Genomic DNA, 14,300 nt, shown 5'->3' on the forward strand with positions numbered 1-14,300 from the left:
TAACCTTGCTCTGTGATCTGCTTAACGGCTTGGATCTTAAATTCTTCGGTAAATCGCTGATTCATTGTTCCCCCTAGGACGCTCAATTGTAAATCAATTAAGTGTCTAGAGAAGGCTGGTCGATTCAAACATTGATAAAGAAATCTCTAAAGCGCACCTGAGCGCTACCGGTTGGAGACTGAATGATCATTTCAGTGGCAACCCAATTGAAACACATGCCTGCTTCTATCTCATCGACACGATGAGCGACAAAATCGCTATGGCAACTGCCTCAAAAGAGGCGTTTGATAGTATACCCGTAAACAATACAGCTGAGTCCTTCGCTAGCATTATTCAAGAGTCATTTAGGAAAAACTCTGACAGTCTTTCTCCCGACATTTGCGACCCACTGGTAGGTTACATTAAAGCTACACAGGTTTACCAACTGTGGTTAAAGCAACACCCTGGTGAACGTATGCACGTCGTGCTGCTTATGTACCACTCTGTAATGCGCCCAGCCATAATACCCTGGCACAGCACAGTGGTTGATCCGGAGAGCCTTCAGCTCATCGCTGCGAGGATCATGGCAGCAGACAAGCAGCGCCACCCCGAATTGTTTTAAAGCCACAAGTCAGCCAATCTGTGGCAGATGGTAGTTACAGGAGGTGTTTGTTTAGCTCATCTCGGTTCGCCAGCGTAAGTTGGTGTGCAGCAGGGTACTGGAGGGTTTGCTGGCGCGTGCCGATCCTGAGCTCAACGGCCATGTATTTGACCAGTGGGGCACGTACACTCACCTTAAGCTGTTGGTCTGGCCCCATGGCGTAGTCGTCTGCTACTAGCTGTTGCTGTTCCGGGTCCAGCGCCGGGTTTGGAATCAGTACCATCTCGACCGTTTTAAACCACTCCTTATCATGTTCCGGGTTTGCCATTTCCAGCCGGTCGCTGTCGATCTCGGGTATCGATACAAACCGATGCAGCATAAAGTCCTTAAATTCCTGGTCTTTCTCGCAGAAGGCCCGCACATGCCAGCGGCCAGCGGCGGATACCAGTGTGTGCGGTGCGATTAAGCGCTCGGCACCGTCAGGGTTGGAAAATGATCGGTAGCAGACTGATATCCGCTGCTTGTCACGAACCGCTTGCATGATCACGCGCACAACGTCCGGATCAACGGGGCGGGTAAGTGGCTGCAGTCTGTCGATCGGAGCCTGACCAGTCTGTAAGGCGTAAAAATGGCTGTTTCGGGAGCTGTTACTGTGCAGTAGATCTAGATATTCATGTACCTCGCCGTGACTGAAGCACGGCTCAAACGCAGTGTCAGGTACATAGCCCCGGGTCTGGCTGCAGTGGAAAATGTTGCCGGGTGCTGCCTGCTGGTATGACTTGAGGATCTCCGAAGCCTTGTTCCGGCCAATCGAAAATGCCTCTTGAAGGTGATTGCTGGTCAGCCGACCCTCCCAAAGCGCGATCACTTCGATCAAGTGGAACTGAGCCATGCGCTCCCAGCTGAGCGCTGTATTGATGTTTGCATCCATATAAACACCTGAGTCTGTTTGAAAATCGGACAGATTGTAAACCCGTTCAGTATCGCATGATTAACTGAACTTCGGCATCCTCAATAGTATTGTAATTTCGAGAGGGATGTGCGTATGACGCAAGTACTAGCACAGGACAGTATCGGCCTGTCGGCCGTGACATTGGATCGTGATCTTCAACAGATACTGGTTTACCGCTATCGCGTGATTATCGAGTCGGGCTTTGGTGAGCAGGACTTGCCAGTGACGCAAACGCGAAAAGTGGCAAGGCTTGCGGCGCGTCGAAATGATTGGAAGCCAGTGACGGATGTTGCACATTTCAGTGTGGCATCACTGCAACCATTGGATAACCTGAATATCGATGCCTATGGCTGTAAATGCACACTTGAGTTTGAGGCGGAGGCGGTGCTTGAAGCAGCCGTTGATAATGATCGCGAGGCGATTGAACGCCTGCTTAATCAGGATCTTTACCGGGCTGCCTGTCAACTGGCGCAGAAGCGGGATGCGAAAGGAGGGAAGTCACTCAAAGCCTGCCGTTATGCCGGATGGGCAGAAATTGAAGAGACTCAGCCTTCTGAACGGGTCAGTGCTAGGTCGGAGTATCTGGAACTGTTCAAAACCCTGCGTCTGACTCCAGAAGTGCTGCCTGATGGCCACGTCATATTGGGGCTCTCGGTGCGCCATAAGCTCTGTGCACGTGATGGTATTACGCTCGACTGGGTTATCAAAAAGCGACCGCAATGGATGAAGGACATACAGCGTGTACGTCATCGTTACACCGATCAGGGAAAGGCTGCAGCCGTAGCGGATCTGCACGGAGTGGCCGAGGGTAAAACGGCTGACTCGCTGGTGCCAGGCACGGTACAGAGTATTTATGAGTATCACAAAGCGAGAGGTCGAGTCCCGCCAGTGGAGTCGAACAGCATTCGTAACAGCCAGGTGGTGCGTGTCAGCTATGGTAATAAGGTTCAGTATGAGCACCTCGCAGGGCTGCTGGAACCCATGTTTGATTTTGAAACTCTGCAGAAAATTGACAGCCCGTTGCTCAACCGTATTGCTCGAGATCTCAAATGGCCCGTGATGGACCGCCTGAAAGCCTCCGCTGAGATGGTTAAAGGGCTGGTTCTGCCGGGCTTTGTGGCCAGGGTGGTGCCGCTGAAGTCATCCGAACGGGCTGTCGATAACCTTCGACCAAGATTCGATTTGCGCTTTCACAATGGCCGTACCGGTGAAACTGAGAAAGATGTCCTGAATTGTAAGGCCTTCCGGGGTATGACCCGCACTCAAGTGGTATGCCTTGCCGTCGGAACGAAAACTTCGCCAGAAGCGTTGAGCACCCATTTCCAGAAATTGCAGTCGGCTTGTCAGCAGTTGTCCGCTGAGCCGTTGCCGACATGGCGAGGCGTTACATCGGTCAAGCCGCTGAAAAATGCTTTTGAGCTGGATGCGCGCCTGAGCAAAACACCACCTGAAAATACCCTGCTGGTGATTGCCATCGACAAATCGATCGACAAGGCTGAGATCCGTGACGTGGCCTTTCGTCACAAGCTGGCCTGTCAGTTCATGCTGACCGACCACTATGCCAAAACCTACAGCCCTAACTATTACGCTAACCTGGCGGCTGGAGTATTCAGCAAAGGCGGCGGCTTGATTTGTGCCTTGGGGGAGATGCCCGGCGAAGTGGATCTATTTATAGGTCTGGATATGGGGGGCACTTCACAAAGAGCCCCAGGGTCAGCCTTTCTGTTTACCCGCAACGGCGCTCAGCTGGGTTGGCAGCTGGCGGATCTGCAAAGCGGCGAGCGCCTGGGTGACGAAGCATTGGCCAGTTTGCTGCACAAAAGCATTCAGGAATATGCCCGGCACCACGACGGCGATGTGCCGCGCAGGATTACCCTTCATCGAGATGGTCGGTTCTTTGAAAGCCTTGATGTGATTCAAGCGGTTGAGCGGCAATATGACCTCAGTATCAGCGTACTGGAAGTGATCAAGAGTGGTGCGCCCATCATCTTCCGCAAGTATCGACATGCTGGCAAGGCGCTCTACAAGAATCCTGAAGTAGGGGATGTCTACCGTTACGCAGGTCTGGATGAGCTGATTCTGGCGACCTACAGCGGCCAAGAGCTGGGTGCTTGGGGTGACAAGGTCAGCGTACGCCCTCTGCGCCTGCGCAAGCGATATGGTGATGAGACTCTGGAGACTCTGGCTCAGCAAGTGCTACTGCTAAGTCGCATCCACGGTGCTTCCCTGTACCGTCATCCGCGTCTTCCGGTTACGACCCATCATGCGGACCGTTTTGCGACCCTGAGGCAATCATGCAGCCTGGAGGCGTTATCGCACATGGATCGAACCTGTCCGGTGTATTTGTAAGTTCTACAGTGAGATCTTTAGCCAGAACTTCTATCATATGACCGCTTGCTAGGTAAAATGCGTAGCATCAACGATCTAGTCCCGATTAAAAGGCATTACTGCAATCATGACGTTTGATCCTTATAACCGCCATGCGCACAAGTTTTTCAACCAATACCAATCTGTTACTTGTGAGCGAGTTCATAGCGATTGGCTGCATCTTTTGCAAAACAAATCAGGCTTGGCTCTGGATGTCGGTGCAGGAAGTGGCCGCGATGCATTAGCATTGGCAGAGCGTGGTTGGGATGTTGTGGCGGTGGAGCCTGCTGTAGAGCTGCGTCGACTAGGCGAAAAAATTACCGCTCATACCAGTGTCCAGTGGTTGGATGATTCTCTCCCGCACCTGAATGACACTCGTAAACTCAGTCATCGGTTTGATCTGGTTTTGGTATCTGCCGTCTGGATGCATCTTCCGCCGAGTTCACGTGAGCGCGCGTTTCGTATTTTAACGGAGTTACTGGCACCCTCTGGTCTGTTGGTTATTACTTTACGGCATGGTCCGGGTGATGGGAAGCGGGTGTTCTACGAAGTGACCAAAGCTGAATTGGATCGTTATGCGCGTCAGCGTGCTGTTGTACCCGTGACACTAGAGCACACTTCACATACCGATGAGCTTAAACGTGAGGAGGTAACTTGGGAAACCGCTGTTTATCGGTTACCGGATGATGGTACGGGTGCATTACCAACTTTGCGGCATATTATTGTGAATGATAATAAAGCCTCAACTTATAAGTTAGGACTGCTGCGAACCTTGGTGCGAATTGCGGACAGCGCGCCTGGGATGGTGTTGAGTCGCTCTGATGATTGGGTTGAATTACCCTTGGGAGCACTGGGTCTTTTCTGGATTATGTTATATCACCCTTTGGTACTGAAACATCAGTTGCGGCAATCGCCAGGCGCGCGGGGATTAAGCTTTGCGGGGGAGGATTTTTATAAGTTGGGTCAGGTTTCGCCGCTGGACTTTCGAGTGGGGCTAAGGCTTTCAGCCGATTTGGCGCCAGTGGTGATGCGAGCAATTAAATTAGCTTCATCCAATATTCTCAAGAACCCTGCCCATTTTACCACCTGGCCAGGTACTCATCGGCAGATTTTCGAGGGTGCTCTGAGCCGTATGGTAGTTCGCCATGAAGCGGTTCGTTTAGATAAAGAGACACTGGCTCAGTTCGGGACATTCCGTGTACCGTCCATGCTTTGGGATACTTTCAGTCGATACGCTTGCTGGATAGAGCCGGCTATAGTGAACGAATGGATTAACCTAATGAGTGGATGGGAAGCGCGTTATTCGATAGAAACTTATCACAAAGCTTTGCAGTGGTCTGAAGGGCGGCGTGACACGACCTTAGTGCGCAAATTAGTGGAGCATCAGCTTTCAGTGGGTTCAGTGGAGTGTGTATGGACTGCTCGAGATCTCTCTCGTAATCGTTATGATATTGATCACTGCTTTCCATGGTCCCGTTGGAATAATAACGACTTGTGGAATCTTTTACCTGCCACTCAGAGTGCTAATGCAGCAAAATCAGAGAAGCTTCCTGCGGATTTTCTGCTCAAGCAGGCACGGCCTCGAGTAATGAATTGGTGGGAGAATGCCATTATGGGGACAGAGCGAGAACAGCAGTTTTTTGCTGAAGCTGAGGTTGCGCTACCCATGCTCGGTGAAAATCATAAGGTTGAGGCTGTTTTTGAAGGTATGCTTCAGCAACGTTTGCGCCTTAAAACTAACTTAAGGTTGGTAGAATGGTTGGGAATGTGACAACAGATTCACGTGCAAACTAGAGTGGGTGTTAGCTGTATACGATCTGATTTGAATTCATTCAGCTACAAATGAAAAAGGCAGACCGGTAAGTACCTGATCTGCCTCTTAAAATTTGGTAGCGGGGGCTGGATTTGAACCAACGACCTTCGGGTTATGAGCCCGACGAGCTACCAAGCTGCTCCACCCCGCATCAACGTGGGGCGTATATTATAGATGGCCCCTGCCCTTGTCAAGGATTGTTGCAGCTGCGCTGACGTTTTATTGCTGCTTTTTGGCAAGCTAGAATGAAACGTGATAACAAACGCTCCTCGAGTTCACTCAAATCTTGTAGTTCGCCGGCGTACGCCCCGGATTTCATGCGTAACAAATGTACTTGGCACAGAATTTTGACCTCACGATCCTCCAGCGCAAAGCGTAAGCAGGCTTGATGGATTTTTCCTTCCAGCTCATGAGCGGAGCTGAAAGCGACTCCATTCGCAGAGAGATCTTGCAGTACCACGGGTTGATCATCGATCCAGAGAGAAACCGGATCTTCCTGGACAGGAGTCATGCGAAAAGCACGGCGTCCTGTCTCTTCATCATTAGGCAACACGATGATCGGCTTCATAATCTTGGCAGCTCTTTTTTCTCTAAGACAAATTCAATGCGTCGATTGGCCGCACGACCGGCTTCAGTAGTGTTCGACGCTAAGGGAAGGGAATCGGCATAACCGCTGGCGCTGGCTCGCTCAGGCGGCAACCCCCCATCAATTAAAAAACGTAGAACGGTTGTTGCACGCACAGCGGAGAGTTCCCAGTTGGAAGGAAAGATGGGCGTGCTAATAGGGGTGTTGTCTGTATGTCCCAGAACTTCCAACTTGTAAGCGGGATTGGCTAAGACCAACTCTAACAAACTGTCTAGAATCGGCATCATAGCGCGTTTAATTTCAGCTGAACCGGGTTCAAAGAGCAGAGCGCCGCTAATCCGCAGCGTTAAACGTCCGTCTCTGGGTTCGCCAATCTCGACCCAGCTCCCCATTTCTGAATGGGCGAGGCTGCTTTCCAAATCTTGTACGATGTCCTGTAATTCCAGATTCGCGGCATCGACTAAGGCTTGGCGTAGGCGGAACTCATCGGCCAGTTGTGCATCGGTGGGGTAGGGGATAATCGGTGTTTCCAGTTCGGGGATGCGCGCGGTATCGGGTGCCGGGGCTTCTAGGGGGATCAGGCTGCTTAGAGCGGTATCACGTGACAGCGCGATATTGAGAGAGCGTGCGGTCTGTTCAAAGGCTTCTTTTTCGATATTCGAGACTGAAAAGAGCAGTACAAAAAAGACCAGCAATAGCGTCATGAGATCGGCATAGGTGGTGAGCCAGCCTGGCCCTTCTTCATCCATGAGTTGCTGCTTACGACTACTCATTTAGAGGCCTTTTTTGTATTCGCCGTATCGGCTCCTTCGCTGCTTTTCCCCATACGTAGGGGTTTGCGTGAATCCTCAGGTAAATAAGAGGACAGTTGTTCATAGACATGTGCATAGTGATCGTTAGTCAAAATGCTGATGCAACCCTCACGAATAATCTCGAGGTTTGTGACTTCCACTAAGGTGCGTGCTCTCAGTTTACCGGCAATGGGTAAAAACACCACAGTCGCTAACAAAGAGCCATAAAAAGTGGTGAGCAAGGCGATTGCCATGGCCGGGCCAATACTTTCCGGCTCGCTCAACACACTTAACATTTGGATCAAACCGATCAGTGTCCCGAGCATACCAAACGCCGGCGCGTACATGGCCATTTTCTTAAAGACATCCTGTACAGTGAAATGACGCGCGATTAAAGAATCGATCTCATTTTGCAAGGTGTTTCGAATCACTTGCTCTGAAGCAGCTTCGGCTAAAAGGTTGGTGGCGCGGCGTAAGACGTGAGAGTTGGTTTCAATATCCCCGAGTTTGAGGAGGCCATGGCGATGACTGATACGGCTAAGTTCTAGCATGGTATCAATCATCTCTTGTGGATTGGTTTTGTCGCGGGTGAAGACGATCCAAGCGGCTTTGAACGCGTTGAGCACGTCTTTAAATTGTACCGTTAACAGGGTGGCCGCGATGGTGCCCCCAGCCACGATCATTAACCCCGGGATGTTGACAAAGACATCGGCATTACCCCCGATGATGATGGCGGAAATAATCAGCGCCAATCCGGAGATGATGCCAAGCAGTGATGCAAAATCCATGGGTCACCTCATCGAGAGCGCAGCAGGTTAATGAAGAGCGTTGGGTTGCGCCAGTGTAAACGCCGGAATCGGTGCTAGGAAGCCTTCATGGTTCTCTAAACAGTGCATTTTATAGTGCCCCTGCATACTGCCTACACGGGTAGGCAAAACAGTGCCACTGGTATAGCTGTAGCTTCTCCCTGGCTCAATAATCGGTTGCTCACCGACAACACCTTCCCCTTGAACTTCCTGGGTTTGTTCATTGCCATCGGTAATCAGCCAGCGTCGACTCAAGAGTTGCACGGTCACAGGGGCGTGATTGGTAATCGTGATCTGGTAAGAGAAGACAAAACGATGGGCATCAGGATCCGATTGCTCCGGCAAATAGGCGGTTTTGATATTGATATCGATCTGTTCTGCGAGGTTGTGTGCAGTCATCGGGACAAGCCTTATCCGAAATTAAACTAGATGATCACTGATTCTAACAAATTCTGCGACGCCAAGGCGCTCGGGTCTTAAGCCTGGATCTATACCTAAGCTTTCCAAGGCTTCGGCAGAGATCAGCTCTTTCAGATTGTTGCGCAGTGTTTTACGACGTTGATTAAAGGCGATACGCACAACATCTTGGAATTTTTCCAGATCCTTAGCGACAACGGGTAGCGTTTTGTGCGGAATTAGACGCACGATTGCCGAGTCCACTTTGGGCGCAGGATGAAAAGCTTCCGGTGGGACGAGGAAGAGGTTGTCTACTTGGCAGAAATATTGAGCCATGATGCTGAGGCGGCCATAGTTATTCTCGCCGGGCCCTGCTGCTAAGCGTAACACGACCTCTTTCTGCAGCATAAAGTGCATATCTTCAATCAGTTCATTGAAGCTCAGGAGATGGAAGATCAGCGGTGTGGAGATGTTATAGGGCAGGTTGCCGACGATGCGCAGACGTTGTTGGTCTTGGCACAGGCTACGGAAATCAAACTGCATGGCATCGGCTTCGTGAACACGAAATTGATCGCCATAACGGAAAAATTTCGTCCGTAGAATTGGTACAAGATCACGATCCAGTTCGATCGCATCTAGATGCCCGGTGGCCGCGAGTAACTCTTCTGTCAGCGCACCCAAACCTGGACCGATTTCGACCAGATGCTGTTCAGGTTTGGGGGAGATGGAGCGCAGAATACGGCGGATAACATTGCCATCTTGTAGAAAGTTTTGTCCAAAGCGTTTGCGGGCTTTATGCCCGGGGTGCGAATTGCTCATGCGTGTAACCTTAATGAGTAGAGGCGAGCGCCATCTCGATCGCACAATTGAGTGCGGTGATTAAACTGCCTGCGTCGGCCTGTCCTGTACCGGCTAGATCTAACGCCGTACCATGATCGACCGAAGTGCGAATGATCGGCATGCCGAGCGTGATATTCACCGCACGTCCAAAACCTTTGTATTTCAGGACAGGCAGGCCCTGGTCATGATACATGGCGAGTACGGCATCCGCCTGAGAGAGATATTTTTCGTTAAACAGCGTGTCGGCAGGGAGAGGGCCGATTAACTGGGCACCCTCGGCTCGAAAACGTTCCAAGACGGGAATGATGACATCGATCTCTTCACGTCCGAGATGTCCACCTTCGCCAGCATGAGGGTTGAGTCCAGCGACCAAAACACGTGGATGCTCAAGTGCAAAGCGCTGACGTAAATCCTGTAATAAAACCTCAAGGATATCAGTCAGGAGCCTGGGTGTAATGGCATCGGCCACTTCACGCAACGGCAGATGTGTGGTCGCCAGCGCGACACGTAGACCTTCGGTCGCCAGCATCATCACCACTTTAGGACTCAGTGTCAGCGCCTCTAGAAACTCGGTATGTCCACTGAACTCAATACCGGCATCATTAATGATACCCTTATGCACGGGTGCGGTGATCAGGGCATCAAAGCGATGCTCTAAACAGCCCTTTCCAGCGATAGTCAGCGTTTCCAGAACATATTGGGCATTGAGTACATCCAGTTTGCCGGGCTCGACCTTTGCAGCCAGAGAAACAGGTTCTATCCACAGGTGTCCGGGAGGGGTGGCTTGTGCAGGTTGTGAGTGATCCAGGGGGATGAGACTGAGCGGAAGCCCTAAAAGCTGAGCACGTGTTTGCAGCAGATTAGGGTCGGCGATGGCGATGAGTTGGTGCTCAGAACCAAGTTGTGCAAGTTGAACACAAAGATCCGGGCCGATTCCCGCAGGTTCACCTGGGGTCAAGGCTAAGCGCAGGCAAGCCGAATTCATCGGCCTGCCTTAATTTCAACGTAAGCCTGTGAGCGCAGCTCGCGTAACCAGTTATCCAGCTCTTCGTTGTATTTGCGCTGACGAATGGTGTTGCGCGCCATATTTTCACGCATTTCATTTGTCATATCCTGAGTACGGCGTTCAAACACGGTCAAAATATGCCAGCCGAAGCGTGATTCAAAAACCTCAGAAATTTGCCCCGGCGCAGTGGAGTTCATCACCTGCTCAAACTCAGGCACCATTTGGCCGTTTTGAGTCCAGCCAAGATCGCCTCCTTGTGAGCCACTGCCTGGGTCATCGCTGTAACGACGTGCTAAGACATCAAAAGGCTGACCTTCAAGCAGTCGAGTACGTAGGTCTTCGGCGAGCGAACGTGTCTGAGCGGGGCTACGAATCTCATTAGGAATCAGCAGGATATGGCTGACGCGTGTTTGCTCAATTAGGGCTAGGGCATCACCACGCTGCTCGCGCAGTAACAGAATATGAAAACCACCGGGTGTGCGGATAGGGGGGGTATACTGGCCAGCCGTCAAACCGCGCAAAGCATTCCCCAGAGTCTCGGGCAGTTCATTCTGGTTACGCCAGCCTAAGTCGCCACCGTTCAGGGCATTGGGTGCATTGGAGGCACTCACTGCCAGTTCAGAGAAGTTGGCGCCCTGCTGCAGTTGTTGATACACCTCTTGTGCTTTACGTTCCGCTTCTTGAATCATCTGCGGTGAGGCTTGTGAGGGCAGGGCAATCAGAATATTGCTCAGAAGATATTCACTTTGCCCTTGGCTTTGTGCGGCTTCAGAGTTGAGGAAGTTGCGAACTTCCTGCTCAGAAACTTGAATGCGGCGATTGACGTTGCTCTGTTGCACCTGGGCGACCAGCATTTCACGGCGAAACTCTTCACGTGCCTGAGCATAATCTTGACCTTCTGCCATCAAAGCTTGACGGAACTCATCCAGGCTCATGCCATTTTGTGCGGCGATATTTTCCATCGCTTCGTTGAGTTGGCGATCAGAGATACGCAAGCCTTGGAGTTCAGCGACTTGGGTCTGAATACTGTCTAGGATCAAACGCTCTAGAACCTGCTGCTGCAAGATGTCACGAGGTGGCAGTTGCACGCCTCGCGCCACAATCTGCTCGGCAATCAGTTCGGTGCGACGGCGTAATTCGCTCTCCATAATGATGTCATCGTTTACGAGCGCGATAATTCGATCCAATTGTTGTGCTTGCACAAAACTGATGGGGCTGAGTAGGCAACCTAGTGCCACTAAGGTGCCTAGGCCGCGCTGAAGACGGCGTTTAAAAATTGTCATGGTCTTTTTCTCTGAATCCGGTGACTTCTTCAATTAATCCTCGACCCCCTTCCGAGCCGAAGCTGCCTAAGCCTCGCAGTACAAACTGCAGGAAAAGGCCACGATCATATTCGGGTTCTACGTTAAGCCTGTTTGAACTTGAAAGCCATTCACGCGCGGTCAGACGCATTTTCCAACAGCAACTGCCATATTCGACGCCCAGAAGCGTATCCAGTTTCCGAGATTTCTCAAGATCTTGCTGCCAGCGCCCAATTAACCCCCATTGTGGCGTTAATTGCGAACGGAATGCGATATCAGATTGGCGAATACGTTCAGGGTTTGCGAGTGCTGTGTTCAAACGGTCGCGGTAGCTGAAGTAGAACATATTTTCGTCATCGGGTAGCCAGGTCAGACGATAGTTCTGTTCCTCAAAGCTGTAGTCGTTACGATCGATTTCTGAATCGTGGGTCAGGCGCAAGAAGGGCGTGATGTTCCACTGGGCTAACAGCGCAAGGTTGGAACTGGATTCAGTTCCATCCTGATCGCCTGGGCGCAAATCGGATTTTTCACGATCACTAAAATAATGTGCCTGTGCTACACCAATGCGTGCCAGCTCCAGCCCTCTTTCTGAATAGAGTGCGGATGAGACACCCAGAGTGGCTTGCTGGGTTTCCGATACGCGGTCATTACCACTCCAACCATAACGATCAAACAGGTTGTAGTAGTTAAAGCCCAATAGAGAGGAATCAAAGTAATTGAACTGGCTGGGTAGGGGTTGATCCTTGTCGCGGTTGACGCTTAAGAGCATCAAGCGCGGCTCTAAGGACTGAGAATAGCCCTGGCCTGCGGCACTAAATTCACGGTCTAGAAAAAGCCCCGAGTCTAAGCTGGCAATCCCGGCTGTGACTGAAGTGGGCACTAAGGAGAGATCGGCTGGAGAGCTAAAATCATACTGGCTGTGCCAGAGTGTGAACTCAGGGCGTAAGTAGGCTCCAGGATGGGTGTAATCATAATTCAGTGTTGAACGCAGATGTACACGATCGGCAGTGGTACGGTTGATACTGTCGTCACTGAAGAAGTTCAATCGATCACGCTCAAAGCGCACGAATTCAGCCGCATAGTTCAAATCTAAACCTGGAAGTAGACCCTCTTGGCCAGTAAACAGAAGTTGCGGCACGCGTTGGTAGGGTGAAGCAATGTTTTCATTGAGTGTCTGGTATTCATGTAAGTTGGCGAGGAACTGCCAAGAGTTGGCAAGATAGCGCAGCTGCCAGCGCTGGTCGAGGTGCTCTTTGCGCTCGACTTCTAGGTCTGTCCCGAGATCCGCAAAATAATCCACATCACTGACGCGGCTGTAATCAATCGAGGTTTCCCAAGCATTAGCCAGTTGTCCTGAATGACGTAAGTTCAGCAACCAACGATCATCTCCTTCATCCCGTTTATCATTGCCTAAATAACCGAGATTCAGCTCATTCATCGACCATTCATTGAGATAGCGAAACTCATTTTCCAACAGGAGTCCACGTTTCTCTATATGGCGAACTCGCAGAGTGTCATCCATATTTTCGGCAATATTAAAGTAATAAGGGACGCTCAGATCAAAACCGTCACTTTTTGATACTGCAATACTCGGGTAAAGGAAGCCTGATTGGCGACGATCATCCGTGGGGAAGCGGAACCAGGGCAGATAAAGTACTGGAATATTGGCAATCCGGAAGGTCGTATGCCGTGCAACACCATAACCCTGCTCAGGATTCAGTTCGATCTCTTTAGAGTGAATTGCCCAAGCATCATTACCGGGTTCACAGTAGGTGAGTGCGCCCTGCTCCATTAAAATGCGCTCATCACCATAACGGGTAATGCGCTCGGCTGAACCCCGAAGATGCTCTTGATGCATGACATATTCGGCCTGAGTGAAGCGTGATTCCCCAGTATCAAAATCGGTATCAACACGCTCACCCACCATCAGGAGACCCGCTTCACGAAAGCGCACCTCTCCTTGCAGAAACGCCGTACGATTGTTTTGGTCGACTTCACCGTAACGACTGGAGAAGCTGCGACCACCTTGACGTAGATTGACCCCACCGCTGAGTTGGGTCAGACCGCTTTGCAGATTCGAAGTAGAGTTGATGGCATCAGCAAAGACCGTTTGCAGGGCGAAAGGAGAGGAGGCATCGCTTTGCCCTTCCATTTCAGGTTCAACATAACGCCCCATGCACAGCATCGTGCCGGGAGCACCGGTATGTGGATACCAGTCCAGGTAGGCATAAGGGTTATCGAGTAGACGATCACTTTGGCCTTGCAGCGCGACATCGGCGGCGTAACGCCCCGTCTGCGCCAGACTCAAGGCGGGTAAGCCTTCTTCACACACCCATTGCCCATCACTGCTCGCACGGCAATCAAATGCATCGCCGCTGCGTGCACGAACAGATTGCACCGTGGCAGTTTGAGCTTGTGCCTCTAAACGCGGAGGTTCAGGCGTCTGCTCACCGACATCCTCTGGAAACACGTTGATCGGGGCGACGGGCTCCGCGGCTTCTATTTCCGCCGGTGCTTCGATCTCAGGGTTGAGCGTCGGTGCAGGCGTAGTTTGCGCTTCTGGGCGAACATCGGGTGTTGAAGCACTGGGCAAGCTGGGCGCGACCGGCGTGCTGATGAGATTCTCATCCACCTCACAATCCCACTCACCGCTGGCGTTGAGATTACAAGTCCATAAGCGCTGATCAGTTTGCGCCAACGCCATGTGCGAGGCGACCACCGCTGCAATGGCGAGAGAAAGTTGGAAGGCAGTGCGTTGTTTAAAAGGCATCAGATCGCTGTCCAGTTGCGGTCGGGGATAGGCATTTCGTCGCCTCCCGGAGTCTTGTACCATAAAGACCGCATAATAAAGCATTCACCACG

General features: G+C 51.4%; 11 protein-coding genes and 1 tRNA gene. 2 read left to right on the forward strand and 10 right to left on the reverse strand.

Annotated features, from left to right (window positions below; genetic code table 11):
- Positions 1 to 635: 635 nt before the first annotated feature.
- On the reverse strand, positions 636 to 1,511 hold the full coding sequence (locus E1H14_RS09590; RefSeq protein WP_149391255.1) for a helix-turn-helix transcriptional regulator: 876 nt from the start codon (positions 1,509 to 1,511) through the stop codon (positions 636 to 638).
- Between the two features lie 114 nt (positions 1,512 to 1,625).
- On the opposite strand from E1H14_RS09590, the gene E1H14_RS09595 reads away from it, so the two are divergent.
- Both E1H14_RS09595 and E1H14_RS09600 read left to right on the forward strand, forming a co-directional pair.
- Positions 1,626 to 3,881, forward strand: coding sequence for a Piwi domain-containing protein (locus E1H14_RS09595; RefSeq protein WP_149391256.1), 2,256 nt, complete (start codon positions 1,626 to 1,628; stop codon positions 3,879 to 3,881).
- A 106-nt stretch (positions 3,882 to 3,987) separates the two neighbouring features.
- Positions 3,988 to 5,670, forward strand: coding sequence for a methyltransferase domain-containing protein (locus E1H14_RS09600; protein ID WP_149391257.1), 1,683 nt, complete (start codon positions 3,988 to 3,990; stop codon positions 5,668 to 5,670).
- A gap of 116 nt (positions 5,671 to 5,786) precedes the next feature.
- On the opposite strand, the gene E1H14_RS09605 is transcribed toward E1H14_RS09600, so the two are convergent.
- The 9 genes from E1H14_RS09605 to E1H14_RS09645 all read right to left on the reverse strand — a co-directional run bounded on the left by E1H14_RS09605 (position 5,787) and on the right by E1H14_RS09645 (position 14,208).
- Positions 5,787 to 5,863 (reverse strand) — tRNA-Met (locus tag E1H14_RS09605).
- Between the two features lie 39 nt (positions 5,864 to 5,902).
- Entirely contained in the window at positions 5,903 to 6,280 is a 378-nt protein-coding gene (locus E1H14_RS09610; protein ID WP_149391258.1) for a hypothetical protein, read from the reverse strand.
- Entirely contained in the window at positions 6,277 to 7,071 is a 795-nt protein-coding gene (locus E1H14_RS09615; RefSeq protein WP_149391259.1) for an OmpA/MotB family protein, read from the reverse strand. The genes E1H14_RS09610 and E1H14_RS09615 overlap by 4 nt, the downstream gene beginning before the upstream one ends.
- Entirely contained in the window at positions 7,068 to 7,877 is an 810-nt protein-coding gene (locus tag E1H14_RS09620; protein WP_149391260.1) for a motility protein A, read from the reverse strand. The genes E1H14_RS09615 and E1H14_RS09620 overlap by 4 nt, the downstream gene beginning before the upstream one ends.
- Positions 7,878 to 7,904: 27 nt before the next feature.
- Positions 7,905 to 8,294 (reverse strand): Co2+/Mg2+ efflux protein ApaG, encoded by a 390-nt coding sequence (gene apaG, locus E1H14_RS09625; RefSeq protein ID WP_149391261.1) that lies wholly within the window; start codon positions 8,292 to 8,294, stop codon positions 7,905 to 7,907.
- Positions 8,295 to 8,315: 21 nt separating this feature from the next.
- Positions 8,316 to 9,110, reverse strand: coding sequence for a 16S rRNA (adenine(1518)-N(6)/adenine(1519)-N(6))-dimethyltransferase RsmA (gene rsmA, locus E1H14_RS09630; protein WP_149391262.1), 795 nt, complete (start codon positions 9,108 to 9,110; stop codon positions 8,316 to 8,318).
- Positions 9,111 to 9,120: 10 nt separating this feature from the next.
- Positions 9,121 to 10,116 carry a 4-hydroxythreonine-4-phosphate dehydrogenase PdxA gene (gene pdxA / locus E1H14_RS09635; RefSeq protein WP_149391263.1) on the reverse strand — a complete coding sequence of 332 codons (996 nt, stop codon included), beginning with the start codon at positions 10,114 to 10,116 and terminating at the stop codon, positions 9,121 to 9,123.
- Positions 10,113 to 11,420, reverse strand: coding sequence for a peptidylprolyl isomerase (locus E1H14_RS09640; RefSeq protein WP_149391264.1), 1,308 nt, complete (start codon positions 11,418 to 11,420; stop codon positions 10,113 to 10,115). Before E1H14_RS09640 ends, pdxA begins: the two co-directional genes overlap by 4 nt.
- A complete protein-coding gene (locus tag E1H14_RS09645) occupies positions 11,407 to 14,208 on the reverse strand; it encodes an LPS-assembly protein LptD (RefSeq protein WP_160142057.1) in 2,802 nt (933 codons plus the stop codon). Before E1H14_RS09645 ends, E1H14_RS09640 begins: the two co-directional genes overlap by 14 nt.
- Positions 14,209 to 14,300 lie beyond the last annotated feature (92 nt).

The sequence above is a fragment of the Nitrincola tapanii genome, from assembly GCF_008368715.1.
GTDB lineage: Bacteria > Pseudomonadota > Gammaproteobacteria > Pseudomonadales > Balneatricaceae > Nitrincola > Nitrincola tapanii.